This window comes from Streptomyces sp. NPDC059695, assembly GCF_042733785.1.
Classification (GTDB): Bacteria; Actinomycetota; Actinomycetes; order Streptomycetales; family Streptomycetaceae; genus Streptomyces.
In genome coordinates this window covers 1-19,470 of the sequence record NZ_JBHWFF010000022.1, presented here as the reverse complement: position 1 = coordinate 19,470, position 19,470 = coordinate 1, and the positions used below count along the sequence as shown (strand labels likewise).

General features: G+C 72.8%; 17 protein-coding genes. 7 read left to right on the top strand and 10 right to left on the bottom strand.

Annotation, left to right across the window (positions count from 1 at the left end; genetic code table 11):
* Positions 1–2: 2 nt before the first annotated feature.
* Positions 3–689, top strand: a complete 687-nt coding sequence (locus ACFV2S_RS25585; protein ID WP_385563462.1) for a GDSL-type esterase/lipase family protein — start codon at positions 3–5, stop codon at positions 687–689.
* A 4-nt stretch (positions 690–693) separates the two neighbouring features.
* Here the strand turns inward: ACFV2S_RS25585 and ACFV2S_RS25580 are convergent, their stop codons facing one another.
* On the bottom strand, positions 694–1,095 hold the full coding sequence (locus ACFV2S_RS25580) for a carboxymuconolactone decarboxylase family protein (RefSeq protein ID WP_385563763.1): 402 nt from the start codon (positions 1,093–1,095) through the stop codon (positions 694–696).
* Between the two features lie 56 nt (positions 1,096–1,151).
* On the opposite strand from ACFV2S_RS25580, the gene ACFV2S_RS25575 reads away from it, so the two are divergent.
* Entirely contained in the window at positions 1,152–1,685 is a 534-nt protein-coding gene (locus tag ACFV2S_RS25575; RefSeq protein WP_385563459.1) for a MarR family winged helix-turn-helix transcriptional regulator, read from the top strand.
* A 57-nt stretch (positions 1,686–1,742) separates the two neighbouring features.
* Here ACFV2S_RS25575 and ACFV2S_RS25570 read toward each other — a convergent pair whose 3' ends face one another.
* The 3 genes from ACFV2S_RS25570 to ACFV2S_RS25560 form a co-directional block, all read right to left on the bottom strand.
* Complete coding sequence (locus ACFV2S_RS25570) at positions 1,743–2,732, bottom strand: aldo/keto reductase (protein ID WP_385563456.1); 990 nt, start codon at positions 2,730–2,732, stop codon at positions 1,743–1,745.
* A gap of 175 nt (positions 2,733–2,907) precedes the next feature.
* Positions 2,908–3,492 carry an RNA 2',3'-cyclic phosphodiesterase gene (gene thpR / locus ACFV2S_RS25565; RefSeq protein WP_385563453.1) on the bottom strand — a complete coding sequence of 195 codons (585 nt, stop codon included), beginning with the start codon at positions 3,490–3,492 and terminating at the stop codon, positions 2,908–2,910.
* A 37-nt stretch (positions 3,493–3,529) separates the two neighbouring features.
* On the bottom strand, positions 3,530–5,785 hold the full coding sequence (locus ACFV2S_RS25560) for an FG-GAP repeat domain-containing protein (protein ID WP_385563450.1): 2,256 nt from the start codon (positions 5,783–5,785) through the stop codon (positions 3,530–3,532).
* 94 nt (positions 5,786–5,879) lie between these two features.
* Here ACFV2S_RS25560 and ACFV2S_RS25555 point away from each other — a divergent pair, with 94 nt between their 5' ends.
* A complete protein-coding gene (locus ACFV2S_RS25555; RefSeq protein ID WP_385563447.1) occupies positions 5,880–6,380 on the top strand; it encodes a GNAT family N-acetyltransferase in 501 nt (166 codons plus the stop codon).
* A gap of 48 nt (positions 6,381–6,428) precedes the next feature.
* Here the strand turns inward: ACFV2S_RS25555 and ACFV2S_RS25550 are convergent, their stop codons facing one another.
* Both ACFV2S_RS25550 and ACFV2S_RS25545 read right to left on the bottom strand, forming a co-directional pair.
* On the bottom strand, positions 6,429–7,766 hold the full coding sequence (locus tag ACFV2S_RS25550; RefSeq protein ID WP_385563443.1) for an MFS transporter: 1,338 nt from the start codon (positions 7,764–7,766) through the stop codon (positions 6,429–6,431).
* A gap of 26 nt (positions 7,767–7,792) precedes the next feature.
* On the bottom strand, positions 7,793–8,236 hold the full coding sequence (locus ACFV2S_RS25545) for a MarR family winged helix-turn-helix transcriptional regulator (RefSeq protein ID WP_123457423.1): 444 nt from the start codon (positions 8,234–8,236) through the stop codon (positions 7,793–7,795).
* Positions 8,237–8,437: 201 nt separating this feature from the next.
* Between ACFV2S_RS25545 and ACFV2S_RS25540 the strand changes: the two genes are divergently transcribed.
* The gene (locus tag ACFV2S_RS25540) at positions 8,438–8,677 is read left to right on the top strand and encodes a hypothetical protein (RefSeq protein ID WP_383795345.1); all 240 of its coding nucleotides are present in this window, start codon (positions 8,438–8,440) and stop codon (positions 8,675–8,677) included.
* Here ACFV2S_RS25540 and ACFV2S_RS25535 read toward each other — a convergent pair.
* Positions 8,647–10,092 carry an NCS2 family permease gene (locus ACFV2S_RS25535; protein ID WP_383795348.1) on the bottom strand — a complete coding sequence of 482 codons (1,446 nt, stop codon included), beginning with the start codon at positions 10,090–10,092 and terminating at the stop codon, positions 8,647–8,649. The genes ACFV2S_RS25540 and ACFV2S_RS25535 overlap by 31 nt on opposite strands.
* A 153-nt stretch (positions 10,093–10,245) precedes the next feature.
* On the opposite strand from ACFV2S_RS25535, the gene ACFV2S_RS25530 reads away from it, so the two are divergent.
* Positions 10,246–10,548 carry a DUF2530 domain-containing protein gene (locus tag ACFV2S_RS25530; protein ID WP_383795351.1) on the top strand — a complete coding sequence of 101 codons (303 nt, stop codon included), beginning with the start codon at positions 10,246–10,248 and terminating at the stop codon, positions 10,546–10,548.
* Between the two features lie 124 nt (positions 10,549–10,672).
* Positions 10,673–13,081, top strand: coding sequence for an HAD-IC family P-type ATPase (locus tag ACFV2S_RS25525; RefSeq protein WP_385563437.1), 2,409 nt, complete (start codon positions 10,673–10,675; stop codon positions 13,079–13,081).
* A 33-nt stretch (positions 13,082–13,114) separates the two neighbouring features.
* Here the strand turns inward: ACFV2S_RS25525 and ACFV2S_RS25520 are convergent, their stop codons facing one another.
* Together ACFV2S_RS25520 and ACFV2S_RS25515 are read right to left on the bottom strand one after the other, a co-directional pair.
* Positions 13,115–13,474 (bottom strand): hypothetical protein, encoded by a 360-nt coding sequence (locus ACFV2S_RS25520; protein WP_385563434.1) that lies wholly within the window; start codon positions 13,472–13,474, stop codon positions 13,115–13,117.
* 46 nt (positions 13,475–13,520) lie between these two features.
* A complete protein-coding gene (locus ACFV2S_RS25515) occupies positions 13,521–14,033 on the bottom strand; it encodes a hypothetical protein (RefSeq protein WP_385563431.1) in 513 nt (170 codons plus the stop codon).
* A gap of 361 nt (positions 14,034–14,394) precedes the next feature.
* On the opposite strand from ACFV2S_RS25515, the gene ACFV2S_RS25510 reads away from it, so the two are divergent.
* Entirely contained in the window at positions 14,395–15,966 is a 1,572-nt protein-coding gene (locus ACFV2S_RS25510; protein ID WP_385563428.1) for a helix-turn-helix domain-containing protein, read from the top strand.
* Positions 15,967–16,017: 51 nt separating this feature from the next.
* Here ACFV2S_RS25510 and ACFV2S_RS25505 read toward each other — a convergent pair whose 3' ends face one another.
* Positions 16,018–19,164: a sacsin N-terminal ATP-binding-like domain-containing protein gene (locus tag ACFV2S_RS25505; RefSeq protein WP_385563425.1), complete on the bottom strand. Its 3,147-nt coding sequence runs from the start codon at positions 19,162–19,164 to the stop codon at positions 16,018–16,020.
* Positions 19,165–19,470: the final 306 nt, after the last annotated feature.

Here is a 19,470-nt window from a genome sequence, read left to right as displayed (position 1 = left end):
CCATGCGTTTTCTGTTCGTCGGCGACAGCATGACCATCGGACGCGCCGGCGACTGGACCTGGCGTTACCGCATGTGGGAGCACCTGGAGGCGACGCTTCCCGGCGGGTACGAGATCGTCGGCCCGCGCTCCGGCCTGTACGACCCGGCCGTCGACGCGCCGGCCTCGGAGGCGTATCCGGACCCGGCGTTCCCCGCCGCGGCCCGGCGGCATCTGGCGGGCTGGGGCGAGGGCTGGCTGCACATGGCGCCGGTGATCGGGGAGACGGTGGCGGCCACGGGGGCGGAGGTCCTCCTGGTCTCGCTGGGCCTGATCGACCTGGGCTTCTACACGAACTGCGACCAGACCGAGGAGAACGTCCGGGCGTTCGTGGCGGCGGCCCGGGCCGCGAACCCCCGCGTCCGGGCCGTCCTCCTGCCGGTCATCCCGAACGTCCGGGCCGGTTACGACGCCGCGTTCGCCGCCGAGTGCGCCCGCTTCAACGAACTCCTCGCGAAGGCGGTCGCGGACCTGGACACGGCCGCCTCGCCGCTGCTGCTCGCGTCCGTTCCGGAGTCGTACGACCTCCGGGCGGACACCTACGACGGCACGCACCCCGGTCCGTCCGGGGAGCGGAAGCTGGCCGCCGCGTTCGCCGGCGCGATGCACCAGGCGTGGGGGCTGGGCGGCCCGTACGCCTGCGCCGTGTGACGGGTCAGGCGGCGCGGGTGAGGCGGTTCGCGAAGGTCGACAGGGTGTACGCGCCGATGCCGAGGACGACTTCCAGGGCGTTGCGGCGGGTGTGTCCGGCCTTCTCGAAGGCGGCGAGGTCCTCGTCGCTCACGGCGCCGGAGGAGGCGAGCACCCGGAGGGTGAACGTCCTTACTGCGGCGAGGCGTTCGGCGTCGGGGGCCGGGCCGAGGCCGGCGAGCTTCGCCTCGTGCATGTCGACGCAGAGGTGGCACTGGTGGCGCTCGGCGACGGTGAGGACGACGGTCTCGCGGGAGTGCGGGTCGAGGGTGGTGGACTCGAAGATCGCGCTGAGCCTGAGGAAGCCGTCGAGGGTCTCCGGGGACTCCTTGAGGAGGGCGACGGCGGCGGCGGTGCGGCTGGACATGTCGAGCGGTGCGGACAAGGCGATTCCCCCGGTACGGACGGACTAGAATGGACAACATGGTTGACCATGTCGTGGGGGAAAACGTAAACCAGGTTGTCGATATGGGCAAGGGGGTGCCCGTGCACGACACGCCCGGGTACGAACTCCCCCTGCTCCTCTTCGGCGGCTTCCGCACCCTCATCGACCGGCTCCACGCCCGCCTCGCCGACGAGGGCCACCCCGACCTGCGCCCCGCCTTCGGCTTCGCCATGCAGGCCGTCGGCGCCCGGGGCGCCACCGCCAGCGACATCGGACGCCGCCTCGGCGTCTCCAAGCAGGCCGCCGGCAAGACCGTCGACCGGCTGCTCGCCGCCGGCTACGCCGAACGCACCGACGACCCCGAGGACGCCCGCCGCAAACTCGTCCGCCTCACCCCGCGCGGACACGACGCCCTCGCCCGCTCCGCGGCGATCTTCGACGAGCTGCGGGCGGAATGGGCCGCGGCCCTCGGCGCGGACCGCGTCCGGGACATGGAGGCGGCCCTGCGGAACGTCGTCCCCGCGGAGACGGCGTTCCGCCTGGACGCCACCAGCTGGCTGGGCGGACCCTGACCGGGCGCCGCCCCGCCCGCCGTCGGCGGACCGCGACCGGCCCGCCGCGGCCGCCCGTCACCAGGCGAAGGCCTCCGGGGACGGACCCGGCCCGGGGAAGATCTCGTCCAGGCCGGCGAGCAGCTCCTCGCTCAGCTCCAGCTCCAGCGCGCGCAGCGCCCCGGCCAGCTGCTCCGGGGTGCGCGGCCCGACGATCGGACCCGTGACACCCGGACGGGTGAGCAGCCAGGCCAGCGCCGTCTCGCCCGGCTGGAGACCGTGCTTGTCGAGCAGGTCCTCGTACGCCTGGAGCTGCGCCCGCGCCGCCGGGTCGGCGAGCGTGGCCGCCGCGCGCCCCTCGGTGCGCCGCTTGCCCTCGGCCTCCTTCTTCAGGACGCCGCCGAGCAGACCGCCGTGCAGCGGCGACCAGGGGATGACCCCGAGGCCGTACTCCTGCGCGGCCGGAACGACCTCCATCTCCGCGCGCCGCTCGAAGAGGTTGTAGAGGCACTGCTCGCTGACCAGCCCGACCGAGCCGCGGCGGGCGGCGATCTCGTTGGCCTGGGCGATCTTGTAGCCGGGGAAGTTGGAGGAACCGGCGTACAGGACCTTGCCCTGCTGGATCAGCACGTCGACGGCCTGCCAGATCTCCTCGAAGGGAGTGGCCCGGTCGACGTGGTGGAACTGGTAGACGTCGATGTAGTCCGTCCCCAGCCGCTTCAGGCTGGCCTCGACGGCCCGGCGGATGTTGAGCGCCGAGAGCTTGTCGTGGTTGGGCCAGGCCTCACCGTCGGGGCCCATGTTCCCGTAGACCTTGGTGGCGAGGACCGTGCGGTCACGACGGCCGTCGCCCTGGGCGAACCAGGAGCCGATGATCGACTCCGTCCGCCCCTTGTTCTCCGCCCAGCCGTACACATTGGCGGTGTCGAAGAAGTTGAGCCCCGCGTCGAGGGCGGTGTCCATGATGGCGTGACTGGTGGCTTCGTCCGTCTGCGGTCCGAAGTTCATCGTCCCGAGGACGAGTCGGCTGACCTTGAGTCCGGTGCGTCCGAGCTGCGTGTACTCCATGGACGTCAAGCCAACTGCTTCGAGCGCACTCGAAGCAAGAGGCTTCCCACAGCATGGGCTGGGCGGGTACTGGGGGTTACTGGCCTGCCAGCGAGGCCACCGCGATGATCGCGAACATCAGTACGAGCACACCGGCCATGATCCGGTTTCGGGTCTTCGGGTCCACCCCACGAGGTTAACCCGAGCGCCCCTCCCGCCCCTCAAGGGGCCAGGCGGCGACCGTCTCGTACCGGGGCCGCTCGCCCCGCACCCCGCTCACCGGGAGGTTCGACCGGACGAGCGCCAGCTCGGTCACCTGCCAGCGCGCGCCCTCGACGGCATCCAGCTCCTCCACGAAGGAGCCCAGCGGCACGCCCTCGCCCCGCGCCCGGCCGACGGTCAGGTGCGCCCGGTAGCCGCGGTGCTCGTCCATCGGGACCCCGGCCCGGCGCGCGGCGGCGTCCGACCGCTCGGCGAGCAGCCGCAGCGTGTCCAGGTCCCCGGCGACCCCGGCCCACAGCGCCCGCCGCCCGAAGTGACCACCCCCGTGCAGCCGCAGCGAGAACGCCGGCGTCCGGTGCGCGGCCCGCTCCAGACGCACCCGCAGCTCGGGCAGCAGCTCGTCCCCCACCTCCCCCATGAAGGCCAGGGTGAGGTGCCAGCCGGGCCGCGAGGTCCAGCGGATCCCGTCCGCGCCGGGCAGCCGGTGCAGCCGGTCGACGACGCGTCCGAGCTCGTCGAGACGGTCCCCGGGCGGCACGACGGCGGCGAAGAGCCTCATGGGAGCAGTGTGGCAGGGGGCGGGGCGGCCGGGCGGATCAGGAGACCTGCCGGACGGTGCCGCCGCCCCAGCTCTGCCCCGTGCCCGCCTCGGTGGAGGAGCGGGGCCTGAGCGGCACCTTCCAGTCGCCCGTACCCGCGTAGAAGTAGGCCGCTCCCGTCGCCGTCCGGGCGTACACGTCCGGACGGCCGTCCTTGTTGCCGTCGCCGATGCCGACGATGTCGGCGTACACGTTCCAGCCGCCGCCGATCGCCGTCCGGGGCGCGAACGTGCCGTCGCCCTTGCCCAGGTACAGCCAGAGCTTCCCGCCCTTGTCGCGGGCGACGAGGTCACCGGCCGCGCCGCCGCCGATGTCGCCCGTGGCCGTGAGCTGGTTGTAGATCCCCCACCCGTGACCGATCTTCCTCCGCCCCTCGAAGGGCGCCGTCGTGGAACCCGTCGCCCTGTACAGCCACAGGTCGCCGGCCTTGTCCGTGGCGACCAGATCGGGACGTCCGTCACCGGTCAGGTCGCTGCCGCCGGTGAGCTGGACGTACGTGTTCCAGCCACCGCCGATCCGCACCCGGGACTCGTAGCCGACGCGGGTCTGGCTGCCGGTGCCGCGGTGGAGCCAGAGGGCCCCGTCACGGTCGCGGGCGACCAGGTCGGCGGCGTTCGAACCGGCGATGTCGCCGACGGCCTCCACCTGGTCGTAGATGTTCCAGCCGCGCAGTCCGGAGACGTTCCTGTCCAGGGGGACGAGCCGTGCCGTGGCGTCGTCCCAGCGCGTGCCGATCGGATCGAGGTAGCCGTTCCCGTCCCGCGCGACCAGGTCGGGCGCGCCGTCGTCGTCGAAGTCGTGCGCCTTGGGGGACCGGGTGACGGTGAGGGTGCCGGAGACGGTGACCGACGGCATCCCGTTCCACGGCCGGGCGGTGACCGTCCAGTCGTACGCGCCGTTGGGGGCGGGCCTCGGGCTCCACTTCTCCAGCTCGCCGGCCCAGTCGAGACCGAGGGATCCGTCCGGGAAGGCGCCGGAGCCGGACGCGGGCCGGACGACCGTCTCGAACGCCTCCCACGAGCCCTTCCGCTTCAGCCGGACGGTGAGGTCCGCCCGCGCCGTGGAGAACTTCCAGGACAGGCGCGTCCTGGCGACGCCGTCCAGGTCGACGGTGACCGGGGCGCCCCCGACGTACGCCAGGGGGGTGGCGCCGTCGCCGGGTTCGCCGGTGGAGGCGATCAGCTCCGCCGACGGCTGCCCGTCGGCGGAGGCCGCGACCCGGTAGACGCCCGCCCCGTGGGCGGCGCTGGTACCGAGGACGAGGAAGGTGCCGTCGGGGCCCTGGACGGCGTCGGTCGCGTGGTCGAGGAGCTTCACCGTCGACCCGTCCTTCAGGGAGCGGGCCGAGAACGCGTGCCACGGAGTCGCGTTTCCGGTGGTGGCGCCCCACAGGAACCAGTCACCGAGCAGACCGCCGGTGATCGAGGCCGCGTCGTCGGCGCCGAGCGGTGTCCGCACGACGTCGGCCTGCCCCCGCACGGCCGTGGCGAGGAGCAGCGCGCCGCCGGTGCGCTCCGTCCAGGCCACCCGGGTCGGGGAGAGGAAGCCGGCATACGGCCAGCGGGAGCCGGGGTCGACCGGATAGCGGCCCGTCTCCCGCCCGGTGGCGACGTCGACGACCACGTACTCCTGGTAGCTCAGCGCGAGCGCCGTGCCGGGCAGGGTGCCGGGCAGCCACGCGGGATCGTAGTAGCCGTCGCCCACCACGCGGACGGTGTTCCTCCCGCCGGTCACATCGACCAGCTTCAGCTTCCGGCCGTCCGACACCAGGAGCGTCGACCCCACGGCGCCACCGAGGAACCCGAACGTCTCCCGGCCCGCCGACAGGTCGAGGACGACGGGCGCGGCGCCGGTCGCCATGTCGTGCACCTGCACGGTGGAGGTGTAGATCACCTCGTCCCCGGGGTTGTTCACCTCGTGCGCGACCACGACGACGTCCGAGCCGGGTCCGCCGCCGAGGACGTAGTCGCCCGCGCGCTCCTCGATGACCTTCGACACCCCGTCCGCGTACCGGGTCCAGCGGGCACGGCCGTCGGCGTCCTCCGAGAGGAAGCCGGTCTTCCCGGCGTTGACCAGCCGGCCGCCCGAAGCCAGGAACGGGACGGAGACCGGGGCCGCGGCGGCCGGAGCGGTCACGGCCGTGGGCGCCGCGGCGGCGGCGGCGGCCGGGACGAGGAACGGGCCGGAGGCGACGACGGCCAGGACGACCCCCACCGCCAGCGGGACACGACGACGAGACAGAGCGGTACGCACGGTGTGGTCCTCCCCCAGCGATCCCTTGACGATCCCTTTGCGCCCTCTACGACTCCCGCTCGCGCCGAAGGGTTGTACGACTAATCTCACCGGGATGAAGATCCGGAAGGGCGGGGCGGAGGACCTCCCCGCGATACTCGCGATACTCGACAGCGCCGTGGTGTGGCTCAACGGCAAGGGGATCACCGCCCAGTGGGGCACGGAGCCGTTCTCCGGGCGGGCCAAGGCGGTGGAGCAGGTCGAGCGGACGATGTCCGAGGGCGATCCGTGGATCGTCGAGATCGACGGCGTGCCGGCGGGCACGATGACGCTGACGCCGCACCCCGGCCAGTACGTCGCACCGGCCGGGGAGCCGGAGGTGTACGTCCGGCTCCTGGCGACGGACGCCCGCTTCCACGGCCACGGGGTGGGCGCGGCCCTCCTGGCCCACGCGGAGGCGGAGACCCGGCGCCAGGGGGTCTCGCTCCTCCGGGTGGACTGCTTCGCGGGCAGCGAGGGCCGCCTGATCGCGTACTACGAGGGCCAGGGCTTCACGCGCACCGAACCGTTCCGGGTCGGCGACTGGCCGGGGCAGGTGCTGGAACGGCGGTTCTGAGGGGGTACGGGGCGCTCGCCGCGCCCCGTACCCGCACCGCCCCGGCCGTCAGGCCGCGGTCACGAGCCGTTCGCGCGCCACGAACCGGACCTGCGGGTGTCCGCGGTGCCAGCCCATCGCGACCTTCAGGCCGCCGACCCGGGCCAGGACCAGGCCCACCACGACCGCCGCCGCGAGCGAGATCACGCCACCCGTGGCGAAGCCGACGCGCGCGCCGTAGGTGTCGGTGACCCAGCCGAGGAGCGGGGCGCCGATGGGCGTGCCACCGGCGAAGACCATCATGTAGAGGCTCATGACGCGCCCCCGCATGGCCGGGTCGGTGGCCATCTGGACGGCCGAGTTCGCCGTGATGTTCACCGTGAGGCCGATCATGCCGATGGGCACGAGCAGCAGCGCGAACAGCCAGAACGCGGGCGACAGGGCCGCCGCGATCTCCAGGACGCCGAAGACGGCCGCGGCGATCACCAGCATCCGCAGCCGGGTGGAGCCGCGGCGGGCCGCGGCGAGGGCGCCCACCAGGGAGCCGGCCGCCATGAGCGTGTTGAGGAAGCCGTACGCGCCGGCGCCGACGTGGAAGACGTCGCCGGAGAAGGCGGTGAGCCAGATCGGGAAGTTGAACCCGAAGGTCCCGACGAAGCCCACGAGGACGATCGGCCAGATCAGATCGGGCCGCCCCGCCACGTACCGCAGGCCCTCCCGCAGCTGGCCCTTGCCGCGCGGTGCGCGCTCGACCCGGTGGAACTCGGCGGGACGCATGCGCAGCAGGCCGACGATGGGGCCGAGGAAGAAGAGCCCGTTGAGCAGGAAGGCCCACCCGCTGCCGACCCCGGCGATGAGGACACCGGCCACGGCGGGACCGATGAGCCGCGCGGACTGGAAGTTCGCGGAGTTCAGGGAGACGGCGTTGCGGAGCTGGTCGGGGCCGACCATCTCGGAGACGAACGACTGCCGGGCGGGGTTGTCGACGACGGTGACCATGCCCAGCAGGAAGGCGATCAGGTACACGTGCCAGACCTGGATCGACCCGGAGAGCGTGAGGACGGCGAGCGCGAGGCCGCACAGTCCGAGGGCGGCCTGGCTGACGAGCAGCAGGCGCCGCTTCGGGTAGCGGTCGGCGATGACGCCGCCGTACAGCCCGAAGAGCAGCATCGGCAGGAACTGCAGGGCCGTGGTGATGCCGACGGCGGCCGCCGAGCCGGTGAGGCTCAGGACCAGCCAGTCCTGGGTGATCCGGGCCATCCACGTACCGGTGTTGGAGACGATGGCTCCGGTGAAGAACAGCCGGTAGTTCCGGATCCTGAGCGAGGAGAAGGTTCCCCCCCGCCCACGGGTGTCGAGGGTGGGTTTGTGGACGGGTGCGGAGTCTGCTCCGGGTCCCGTACTCAAAGTGCGTCGCCTCCTTGGCGCATGGATTACAGGTGGGCGAGCTTCTCCAGGACCGGGGCGGCCGCGCGCAGCTTCGCCCATTCGTCCTCGTCCAGCCCTTCGGCGAGGGTGGCCAGCCAGGCGTTCCGCTTGCGGCGGGATTCCTCGAGCATGGCCTCGGCCTGCTCCGTCTGGCTGACGACCTTCTGCCGGCGGTCGTCGGGGTGCGGCTCCAGCCGGACCAGTCCCTTGGCTTCGAGCAGCGCGACGATGCGGGTCATCGACGGCGGCTGGACGTGCTCCTTGCGCGCCAGCTCGCCGGGGGTGGCGGAGCCGCAGAGCGACAGGGTGCCGAGCACCGACATCTCGGTCGGGCTGAGCGACTCGTCGACGCGCTGGTGCTTGAGGCGTCGGCCCAGTCGCATGACGGAGGAGCGGAGCGCGTTCACGGCCGCGGCGTCGTCGGCGGTGCCGTGGGACAGATCTGGCATGTTTGTTAGCCTAACTCATTACTCTGTCTAAATACCAACAGGAACGGGCGGACGTCACGCGCATCACACCCCTCCCTCCCGTGCGGGGCGGCAGCACGGCACGCGCCAGATCACGCTTCGGCATCCATGTATCACCCAAACGAGTGAGGCGGATCCGGAAAGTGACGCAAAGGAGCCCCGGCTGCCCCGACCCTGAACGGCATGGGATCGACAGTGCTCAGCCTGCGCATCGACGGTGAGCTGCTCGACCGGCTCAGGAGTCACGCCGCGAAAAGAGGAATGAGCGTCCAGGACTACGTGGCCCGGACGCTCATTCGCGAGGATTTCGACGAGCGGTTCAAGACCGCGGTCGACGAGACGGAGAGGTTCTACGGTCCGGCCTGCGGTTCCCCCGCGGCCGAACCCGGCGATCACGTGAGGCCGAGCGCCGGCATCGCGTAGTAGAAGACGAAGACCGCCGACACGATGTACATGGCCACCGGGACCTCACGGCCCCGGCCGGCCGCGAGACGCAGCACGCTGAAGGCGATGAAGCCGATGCCGATGCCGTTCGTGATCGAGTACGTGAACGGCATCATCACCATGGCCAGGAACGCCGGCACCGCGATGGTGTAGTCGCTCCAGTCGATCTCCTTGACCGACCCGGCCAGGATCAGGAAGCCCACCGCGAGCAGCGCGGGGGTCGCCGCCTGCGACGGCACCATGGTCGCGAGCGGCGTGAGGAACAGCGCCACCGAGAACAGGGCACCGGTCACGACCGAGGCGAGACCCGTGCGCGCGCCCTCGCCGACACCGGCCGTGGACTCCACGAAGCAGGTGGTGGCGGAGGAGGAGGTCGCGCCGCCGGAGGCGACCGCGAGGCCGTCGACGAGGAGGACCTTGTTGATGCCGGGGAAGTTGCCGTCCTTGTCCATCAGCTTGGCCTCGTCGCCGACGCCGAGGATCGTGCCCATCGCGTCGAAGAAGCAGGACAGCAGGACGGTGAAGACGAAGAGGACGCCGGTCAGCATGCCGACCTTGTCGAAGCCGCCGAAGAGGCTGACCTGGCCGACGAGGCCGAAGTCGGGCGAGGCGACGGGGTTGCCGGGCCACTCCGGGGTCGTGAGGCCCCAGGACGGGACGGTCGCGACCGCGTTGATCACCATGGCGACGATCGTCATGACGACGATCGAGATCAGGATCGCGCCCGGCACCTTGCGGATGATCAGGGCGAGGGTGAGGAGCGTGCCCAGGATGAAGACGAGGACCGGCCAGCCGGTGAGGTGACCCGAGCCGCCGAGCTGGAGCGGGACGGTGGTGTGCGCGGCGTCGGGGATGCGGGAGACGAAGCCCGAGTCGACGAGGCCGATCAGCATGATGAAGAGGCCGATGCCGATCGCGATGCCCTTGCGCAGGCCGACCGGGACCGCGTTCATGACGCGCTCGCGCAGGCCGGTGGCGACGAGCAGCATGACGACGAGGCCGGCGAGGACGACCATGCCCATGGCGTCCGGCCAGGACATCTTCGGCGCGAGCTGGAGCGCGACGACCGTGTTGACGCCGAGGCCGGCGGCGAGGGCGATCGGGACGTTGCCGATGACGCCCATGAGGAGCGTCGAGAACGCCGCCGTGAGGACGGTCGCGGTGACGAGCTGGCCGCCGTCGAGCTGGTGCCCGTACATGTCCTTGGCGCTGCCGAGGATGATCGGGTTCAGCACGATGATGTAGGCCATCGCGAAGAAGGTGGCGAAGCCGCCGCGGACCTCGCGGGCGACGGTCGAGCCGCGCTCGGAGATCTTGAAGTAGCGGTCGAGGCCGGAGACCGGGTGTATCGGGCTCTCCGGGGGCGTGGCCTTGGCGGTGGCCGTCGTGCTCATGGGGGTTCCTCTTCGGAGGTTCTGAGAAGTCCTTTTTGGCGGTTCATACGAATGGAACCCGCCAGAGGCAAACCGTTTCAGTATGAACACATGAACGAGCGGGAGTCCATCTCCGCGCGTAGACCCGAAAACACGCCACCTAGACTGGGCCCCATGGCGAAGTGGACACCGAAGCACGAGGCACCCGAGCCCCTCGAAGGGCCCGTCGTCGCCACCATCACCGGCGGAACGATCCTCTGGTTCGTCCTCTTCCTCGTCCAGGTCCCCTTCTACGGCTGGTTCGACGACCGGGACCTCACCTGGTGGGTGTGGACCTGCCTGGCCGGAGCGGGACTCGGCCTGATCGGCATCTGGTACGTACGGAAGCGGGACGCGGCGATCAAGCGGCACGCGGCGGCGCAGGCGGCCGGGCCGGCGCAGGCCCCGGGGACCCCCGAGGCGCGTCCGGGCACGTGACACCGTCCCGGTGGACGACACCGTCCGGGCAGGTGGGACCAGGGGACGATTCCCCTCCTCCCCCGGTCTGATCTTCGCCCTTCTCGGCAGGTGAACGGCCGAATCCGGCCGTACCGTCGAAACCATGACTCAGCGGGCGCAGATCGACACGGACGGCGGCGGAACGGGGACGACCGGGCCACCCGTCGTGCACCGCCCCGCCGGACTGACCTCCGCCGAGGTCGCCGAACGCGTCGCGCGCGGCGAGGTCAACGACGTCCCCGTACGGAGCTCCCGCTCGACCAGGGAGATCGTCCGCGCGAACGTCTTCACCCGCTTCAACGCGATCATCGGCGTGCTCTGGGTGATCATGCTCGTCGTCGCGCCGATCCAGGACAGCCTCTTCGGCTTCGTGATCGTCGCGAACACCGGCATCGGCATCGTCCAGGAGCTCCGCGCCAAGAAGACCCTCGACGGGCTCGCCGTCATCGGCGAGGCGAAACCCACCGTGCGGCGCGACGGCACGGCCGCCGAGATCTCCACCTCCGAGATCGTCCTCGGCGACCTCATCGAGCTGGGCCCCGGCGACAAGGTCGTCGTCGACGGCGAGGTCGCCGAGGCCGACAGCCTGGAGATCGACGAATCGCTCCTCACCGGCGAGGCGGACCCCGTGGTGAAGAAGCCGGGCGACCGCATGATGTCCGGCTCGTTCGTGGTCGCCGGCGGCGGCGCGTTCACCGCCACCAAGGTCGGCCGCGAGGCCTACGCCGCCCAGCTCGCCGAGGAGGCGTCCCGCTTCACCCTGGTCCACTCCGAGCTGCGCACCGGCATCTCCACGATCCTCAAGTACGTGACGTGGATGATGATCCCGACCGCCCTCGGGCTCGTCATCAGCCAGCTCGTGGTCAAGGACGACAACGTCAAGGACGCGATCGCCCGCACCGTCGGCGGCATCGTCCCGATGATCCCCGAGGGCCTCGTCCTCCTCACCTCCGTCGCCTTCGCGATCGGCGTGATCCGGCTCGGCCGCAAGCAGTGCCTCGTGCAGGAGCTCCCCGCGATCGAGGGCCTGGCCCGGGTGGACGTGGTCTGCCTCGACAAGACGGGCACGCTCACCGAAGGCGGCATGGACGTCACCGGTCTGCGCACGCTGAACGGCGCGGACGAGACGTACGTACGGAAGGTCCTCGGCGCCCTGGGCGAGTCCGACCCGCGCCCCAACGCCTCCCTCCAGGCGATCATCGACGCCTACCCGGAGACGGTGGAGTGGCGCTGCACGGAGAGCCTGCCGTTCTCCTCGGCGCGCAAGTACAGCGGGGCGTCGTTCAGCGAGGGCAACGGGGAGAACTCGACGTGGCTCCTCGGCGCCCCGGACGTCCTCCTGAAGGCCGGCGACCCGGTCCTGCCCGAGATCGACCACCTCAACGAGGACGGCCTGCGGGTCCTCCTCCTCGCCCGTACGGCCCACGACCTCGACTCCGCCGACCTCACCGCCGGGGCGCACCCCACCGCCCTCGTCGTCCTCGAACAGCGGCTGCGCCCCGACGCGGCCGACACCCTCGCGTACTTCGCCGACCAGAACGTCGCCACCAAGGTCATCTCGGGCGACAACGCGGTCTCGGTCGGCGCGGTGGCCGCAAAGCTCGACATGGCGGGCGCCGAGAACACGGTGGACGCCCGCCGGCTCCCCACGGACCGGGAGGAGATGGCGAAGGTCCTCGACGAGAACGCGGTCTTCGGCCGGGTCACCCCGCAGCAGAAGCGGGACATGGTCGCGGCGCTCCAGTCCCACGGCCACACCGTCGCCATGACCGGCGACGGCGTCAACGACGTCCTGGCCCTGAAGGACGCGGACATCGGCGTCTCGATGGGCTCCGGCTCGGAGGCGACGCGGGCGGTGGCCCAGATCGTCCTGCTGAACAACAGCTTCGCCACCCTCCCGTCGGTGGTGGCCGAGGGCCGCCGGGTGATCGGCAACATCACGCGGGTGGCCACCCTCTTCCTCGTGAAGACGGTCTACTCGGTGCTCCTGGCCGTGCTGGTGGTCTGCTCCCAGGTGGAGTACCCGTTCCTGCCCCGCCACCTGACGCTGCTGTCCACCCTCACGATCGGCATCCCCGCCTTCTTCCTCGCGCTGGCCCCCAACAAGGAACGCGCGAGGCCGAACTTCGTCCGCCGGGTCATGCGGTACGCCATCCCCGGCGGCGTCGTCGCGGGCGCGGCCACCTTCACCACGTACCTGCTGGCCCGCCACCACTACACGGGCCAGGACGCCCTGGCCGCCGAGACCAGCGCGGCCACCCTCACGCTGTTCCTCGTCTCGATGTGGGTCCTCGCGATCATCGCCCGCCCCTACACGTGGTGGCGCCTGACCCTGGTGGCCGCCATGGGAGGCGCGTTCCTCCTGGTCCTCGCCGTCCCCTGGCTCCAGGACTTCTTCGCCCTGAAGCTGGTGGGCGTGACGATGCCGTGGGCGGCGGTCGCCATCGCGGCCGCGGGCGCCGCGGTCCTGGAGGTCGCGTGGCGCTGGGTGGACCGGCGGTTCCCGGCGTAGACGGCCACCGGACCACGGAGGCGCCGTGCGGTGCTAGCTGTGGAGGAACCACCAGTCGTCGGCCTGGTTCGGCTCGACGTAGTCCTGCCGCTCCGACACCGTGACCTCGCCGGAGCAGCCCGCGTTGCGGTAGCCGACCCAGTGCAGGTCCCCCTTCCACCACCAGCCGCCCAGGTAGTTGTCCTTGACGGGGGTGCCGAAGCAGGCCGTGGTGTACTCGCCGTTCTGGTTCCATCCGGCGACCTGGATGGAGTAGGTCCGGCCCGCCGTGTCGTAGAAGCGCAGCTGCTGGCCGTTGCCTCCGGCGAACGCGGAGCCGGAGCCGAGGACGGCGAGGGCCGCGCCGGCGGCGGCCACGGCGCCGATCCGGGCGGACAGGGTCGTGATGCTCATGGGATTTCCTTCCGGTACGGACGTCTGTCGGTGTGCGGCCGGTGGGTCAGTGCCACAGCTGGTACGGGCCGGAGTTGGGCGACTCCGTGTACGTGCTCCTGCCGTCGCTGTCGAGGAAGTAGCCGGCCACGTTGCCCGCGCCCCGGTGCTTGAGCTTCCAGCCGGCGGACGTCCAGACCTCCTCCCACTGCTGCCACCAGTTGCCGTCCTGGCAGGTCTCCAGGTAGACGAGGGTGTTGTAGGACGTGAGGCACAGGTTGGCCTGGTGGCCGTTCACCGTGTCGTCGGGCCGGAACGTCCAGTACGTGCCGTCCACCGACGTCTCCTTCCACTGCGACCAGCCGTGGTAGGACCTGTCGCAGCCTCCCGGCGGGTCCAGCCGGTAGTTGCCGAAGACGTCGTTGCCCCAGTTGAGGCACTTGCCGGTCGCCGCGTTCTGCCAGCTGACGGTGTTGCTCTGGGGCGCCGCCGACGCCGACGTCGACATCGTCAGGGCGAGGGCCGGCGCGGCCACGGCGACCGCGACCATCCTGGCTATCGCATTCTTTTGCATGGGCATGCCATTTCCTTGTCGGGACGTGGAACGCATACGGGGAACGGTGCGGCAGCCGCCCCGGATCCGTGACCGGCGTCCGCCGCCCACGGACCGGGTGTCGCCACGTCGACGAACGTAGGACAGGGCGTCCCGGCGGCCGGTGCCGCGCTGCACAGTGACGGCGGGGTTCCGGTGGACGAACGCACAGCGGGCCATGCGGCCAACGGGACGGACGGCCCTGAAATCTCTGACGATCGGCCCCGACCGGATCGGTACGCTGGCCCGGTACGCGCGCAACAGACCGCCCGACCGGTGGTGGGCTCCCCGGGCGGGATCCGGCTTTCTTACGGGGACGGGGGTGTCCGGCGTGACCGGCGGGACATGCATGACGGCAACGGCGGCCGACCGGACGGCGCACACGGCGGGGGGCCCGCCGGGGCGGACCCGGCGGGCCGACGACGTACTGGCCCTGCAGCGCGCGGCCCGCAAGGGGGGTTCCGACGCGGTGCTCGGCTGGCTGGCCGAGCGCAGCGGCGCGGAGGCGCTGCTGATCGACGGCACCGGAGCGGTCGTGCCCTCGGGCCGGCGCCCGCGGTACACGGCAGACAGGGCCGTCCTGGAGGCCGTCCGGAGCGGGGTGCGCGAGCTCGTCCGACGCCGGGTGGGATCCATGGCCCTCGACGTGCACGGGCACAGGGTCTTCCTCTACCCCCTGGACCAGCCGTCGGGGCCGACCACACCCGTACTCGTCTCGGTGGCACCCCGGTCGGCCACGGCCGGGCTGGCGTCGCTGCTCGCGGACGCCGTGTCCACGCTGAGCCTGTGCTGGAAGGCCGAGAACGCCGAACGGCTCTGCGACCGGGCCGAATTCGCCGAAGGGCGGGCGCGCGAGGCCGCCCTGCACCTGCTGACGCACGGCCACATCGCGGCGGCGCGGCAGGCTTCAGGGACGCTGCAGCCCCAACTGCCCGAGACCATCCGCGTCTGGGCCGTCGAGGGATCACCCGCCTCACGCGGCGAGATCGCCCGCCGCCTGAGGGCCACCTCCCCGAACGCGTGGGTCGTGCCCTGCACGAGGTACGACGGACTGCTGATCGTCCTCGCTCCGGCCCCCGCCCAGGTGGCCACCGCGGGCCCGCCGCCCCCGGAGTGCGCCGGGACGGCCACGGGCGTGTGCCGGGTGGGCGTGAGCGACGTCGTGGCACTGGAGGACGCGGCCACGGGATACGCACAGGCCTTCCACGCCCTGGTCGCCGCCCGCCATCGCACCAACGGCAGCGCCGCCTTCGCCACGAACCCGGACCTGGTCCTCGCGATCGGCGCCGCCGTCGGCGACTGGGCCGAACACTTCCTGGCCCCGCTGCGCGCCCACAGCGCCCGAAGGCCTCAGGACCCGGGCAGCGTGGAGCTGCTCGCCACCGCGGCGTCCTGGCTCAGCGCCCCCTCCCAGGCCACGGAACACCTCGGGATCCACCGCAACACCCTGTCCGCACGCCTCCGGCACATCGCCCGCCGGCTCGACCTCGACCTCGACCGGCTCGCCGACCAGTCCGCCCTCGCCCTCGCCCTGCGCGCCCTCGACTCGCCCTACCTCACCGGGCACACCGGCCGAACACCCGGCGCGGCACCGGAGCACGGCACGAGCCCGCGCCACCGCCTCGACGACCTCCTCGCGCAACCGGCCGTCTCGCGGTGGGCCGGCACCCAGCTCCAGCCCCTGACCGCGAGCGCTCAGGCGTCCCCCCTCGCGCGGACACTGGCCGTGTGGCTTCACCACGACGCCCACGTCGAAGCCACCGCGGCCGCCCTGTCCCTGTCGACCACCGCCGTCCGCAAACGACTGGCCCGCGCGGAGACGCTCCTCCAACGCTCCCTGCTCCGCTCGCCGTCGGACCGCCACGAGCTCTGGCTCGCGCATCGCGCGCTCTGCCTGGCGCCGGCCGCGCCGGAGGACTAGGCCGTTACCTTCGGATCAGCCCGGCAAGATCCGAAAGAGACGGCCCAGGGCTCAGTCGAACCAGCGGTCCCGGGCCAGTTCCGCCGTGCGGGACGGATCCTCCAGGAGGGCCGCGACCTCGAAGCGGCGGGGCCACTGCGCGGCCGCCCAGGCCAGGCCCGCCGCCACGCCCTCCAGGGTGGCGGCGTGGACGACGCCGTCCGGAGTGCGGCGCCAGTCGAGTTCGGTGCCGCCCGCGTGGAGTTCCTCGTGCTCGACGTACGAGGCGGGGGTCGCCGGGCCCAGGAGCGCGTGGACCGACGGCGGGACCTCGTGCTCCTCGCCGACCGTCGTCACCTCGGCCTCGACGGCCTCGCTCAACCGGCGCACCTGGAAGAGCTCGGCCAGGTCCGCCGCGCGCGACGGGGACACCGGCAGCAGCGGGAGGCCGCCCGCCAGCGGCAGGAGGTCGGGCGCGTCCGCCACCAGCGCCTCCGCCGCGTCGACCACGACCAGGGTGCCGTCCACCACCGCACGCAGTTCGTCGGGGAGCGTCACCTGCTCGGGATCCAGGTCCGCGAGCGCCGTGTACAGGGCGTGCAGCTGGACCGCCGTCACCTCCCGCGACGGGTCCGCCAGGCGGGTCAGGAGCTCCGCCGCCCCGCCCGGCTCGTCGAGGAGCGCCGCGACCGAGGTGCGGACGCCCAGGGCCCGGAGGACCTGCTCGTCCTCGAAGCCGGTCGCGTCGGCGGAGTCGTACAGGCCGGCGAGGAGCGGGTCCGACCCCTCCGCGCGCAGGCCCGCCGGGCGGCGGCCGTCCAGGACCGGGTGGTCGCGCAGCCACCACGCCGTGTACGAACGGACGGTCTCCGTCGTGCCGTCCGGGAGGAGGATCCGCACGGGCTGGGTCAGGGCGTCCCTGAGCGGCGGCTGCGCGAGGAGCGCGAGGGCCTGCGGCCAGGCGCCGTCGTCGACCAGGTCCAGGTCCCGCACCGCCACGATCTCCGTCGCCACCGGCGGCACCGGGGTCTCCGGGAGGCGGTCCAGGACGTCCTCGCACCACACGTCGACCGCGTCGAGCAGCCCCGCGTCGTCCGGCTCCGGGTAGTCGCCCTCGCGGGGCTCCACCTCGTCCGGGTCGAGCACCAGGTCGGTCGCCCGGACCAGGGCGAAGTTCGCCAGGACCCCGCACGCGGCGAGCGGCTGCTCGCCCCAGCGGGCCGCCAGTTCCGCGTCCACGAAGGCCAGTTCGTCCTCGCGCATCACCGCCGCGAACGCCGAGCCCGGGAGGACCAGCTCGCCCGCCGGGGAGAGCTCGCCGTCCTCGTCGGGGAGCGCCAGCGCACCCAGCCACGGCTCCTCGCCCGGGTCGAGCTCCGCGTCCCGGACCAGCGCGAGGACCGTGTCCGCGAGCTCCTCCGCGTCCAGCGCGTCCGCGTCCTCGTCCCAGATCTCCCCCGCGTCCAGCGACGCCGCGACCGCCGCCCTGACCTGCGGGGTCGTCAGGACCGCGCGCGGCGTGGCCGGGAGGGCGCCCAGCTTCTCCAGGAGCGGGTGGGCCGCCTCCGGGTGCGCCACCTTCAGGCCGAGCCGGGTCAGTTCGGCGGGCGTGCGGTCCTGCGGGAGGAGGACCTGGCGGGGGCCGATCGTCGCCCGGACCCGGGTGCCGTCGGCAGGGTCCGCGAGCGGCACCGGGAGGCCCGTGAGACGGTCCGGGTCGACGCCGGCCAGCGAGTCGTAGAGCCGCCACCACCACGTCGGCGCCCTGTCCACACCGGCCAGGCGGTCGATCGCCTCCGTCAGGGGGACGCGGCCCACGCCCAGGGTGCGGAGCTCGGGACGGCGCTCCAGACCGGCGGGGAGGAGCGTCGGGAAGACCTCCGCGAGGACGTCGACGGTCTCCGCGCCCGCGCCCTCCGCGACCTCCGCCTCGATCGGGCGGAGCGCGGGCAGCTCCTCGGACGGCGCGGCCGGCGCCAGGAACGCGACCCTCGGCAGCCGGTCCAGGATCGCCTCGCGCAGCGCCCCGTCGAGCGGGCCCTTGCCGAGCGGCCCCGGCACGAGGTCGAGCGTCGCGGTCGTCACCGGGTGCCACTCCGCGAGGAGTTCGGCGTACGCGTCGGCCGCCCGCTGCACCAGGAAGTCGGTGAGCGGCCCCGGCGCCGGATGCCGCCGGGCCGTGTCGAGCGGGAGGGACGCGATGAGCAGGGCGGGGATCCCCAGCGGCTCGTCGGTGGGCGTCGGGGCGTGCACGACGGGGGTCGTACGGGGGTACTTCGGGGCCCCCTCCGCGTCCACCGGTACGGCCCAGGTCACCGACCAGTGCGGGCGGAGCCGCTCCTCGACCGGACGGTCCTTCAGGAGCCCGGCGTCGAGCGGGCCGCCGTGCGTGACGGTCCGCCAGCGGTGGCCGCCGGTGGCCGTGTCGTCGATGCGGACGTAGCCGTCGTCCTCGGAGCGGCGGAGGGTCCGTACGCCTCCCCCGGGGGTCTCCACGACGATCTCGGCGAGACCCGGAAGGGTGAGGAGCAGCGCGTCGTCGACGGACGTGAGCAGCCGCTCGGCCAGGTCCTCGGCGGCGGTGTCCCGCAGCGGGAGGACGACGACGGTGTCGTACCCGTCGGGAGCCGTGCCCTCGGCGGGCAGCGGGAGACGCAGCAGCGGTACGTGGCCGTCGCGGCGGCGCAGTTCGTCGCCGAGGCCCGGGCTGTACCGGGCGGCCTCGGCGGCCAGTTCGCGCGCCTCCGCCAGCGACCAGCGGACGCCGCCGTGCCGGCCCAGGACCGCGGGCTCGTCGGTGACGGCGAGGACCGCGGCGAAACCGACACCGAAGCGGCCCACCGCGCCCTGGGTCTGCTCGCGCTTCGCGGACGCGCGGAGCGTGGACAGCGACTCGGCGCCCGCGGCGTCCAGCGGGGCGCCGGTGTTCGCGGCGGCGAGGACCGCGGGGCCCTCGTGGTCCGCCGGGTGCAGGGTCAGGCGGAGGCGGCCGGTGACGCCGGCGCGGTGGGCGGCGTCGGAGGCGTTCTGGGCCAGCTCCACGACGAGGCGGTCGCGGTAGCCGCCGAGGGCCAGGTCCTCCTCGGCGTTGGCGTCCTCACGGAACCGGGCGGGACTCGCACCCCAGGCGTCGAGCACGCCCCTGCGCAGCCGTGCGGTGCCGAAGGGGTCGGTTCCGTCGGTCGTCGTCCGGACGCTGACGCTCACGTCTGACTCCACTCTGCGGGCGGTCGTTCCCGGACGTCGGTGCCCGGGGCCCGAAGGTACCGCGCGGAACGGGGTCCGCATGACGGGGCACGTCTGACCCCGCGCCCGCCCCGTTGTGGGCAATCGTTCCGCTGGGGCGGAACGGGTGGGCACAACGGACGGCGCCCTTTGCCGGCGCCAGAGGCTGTACCGCCTGAACCCGCACCGCTGGTGACGGCACCTGGTGGTGCGGGTCCAGGCGCGGAACGCGGAGGCGCCGCGAGAAGGCGCCGTCCCGTGTGCCCACCCTCCCCCAAGCTCTCGGCTTCGCTCGAGCAG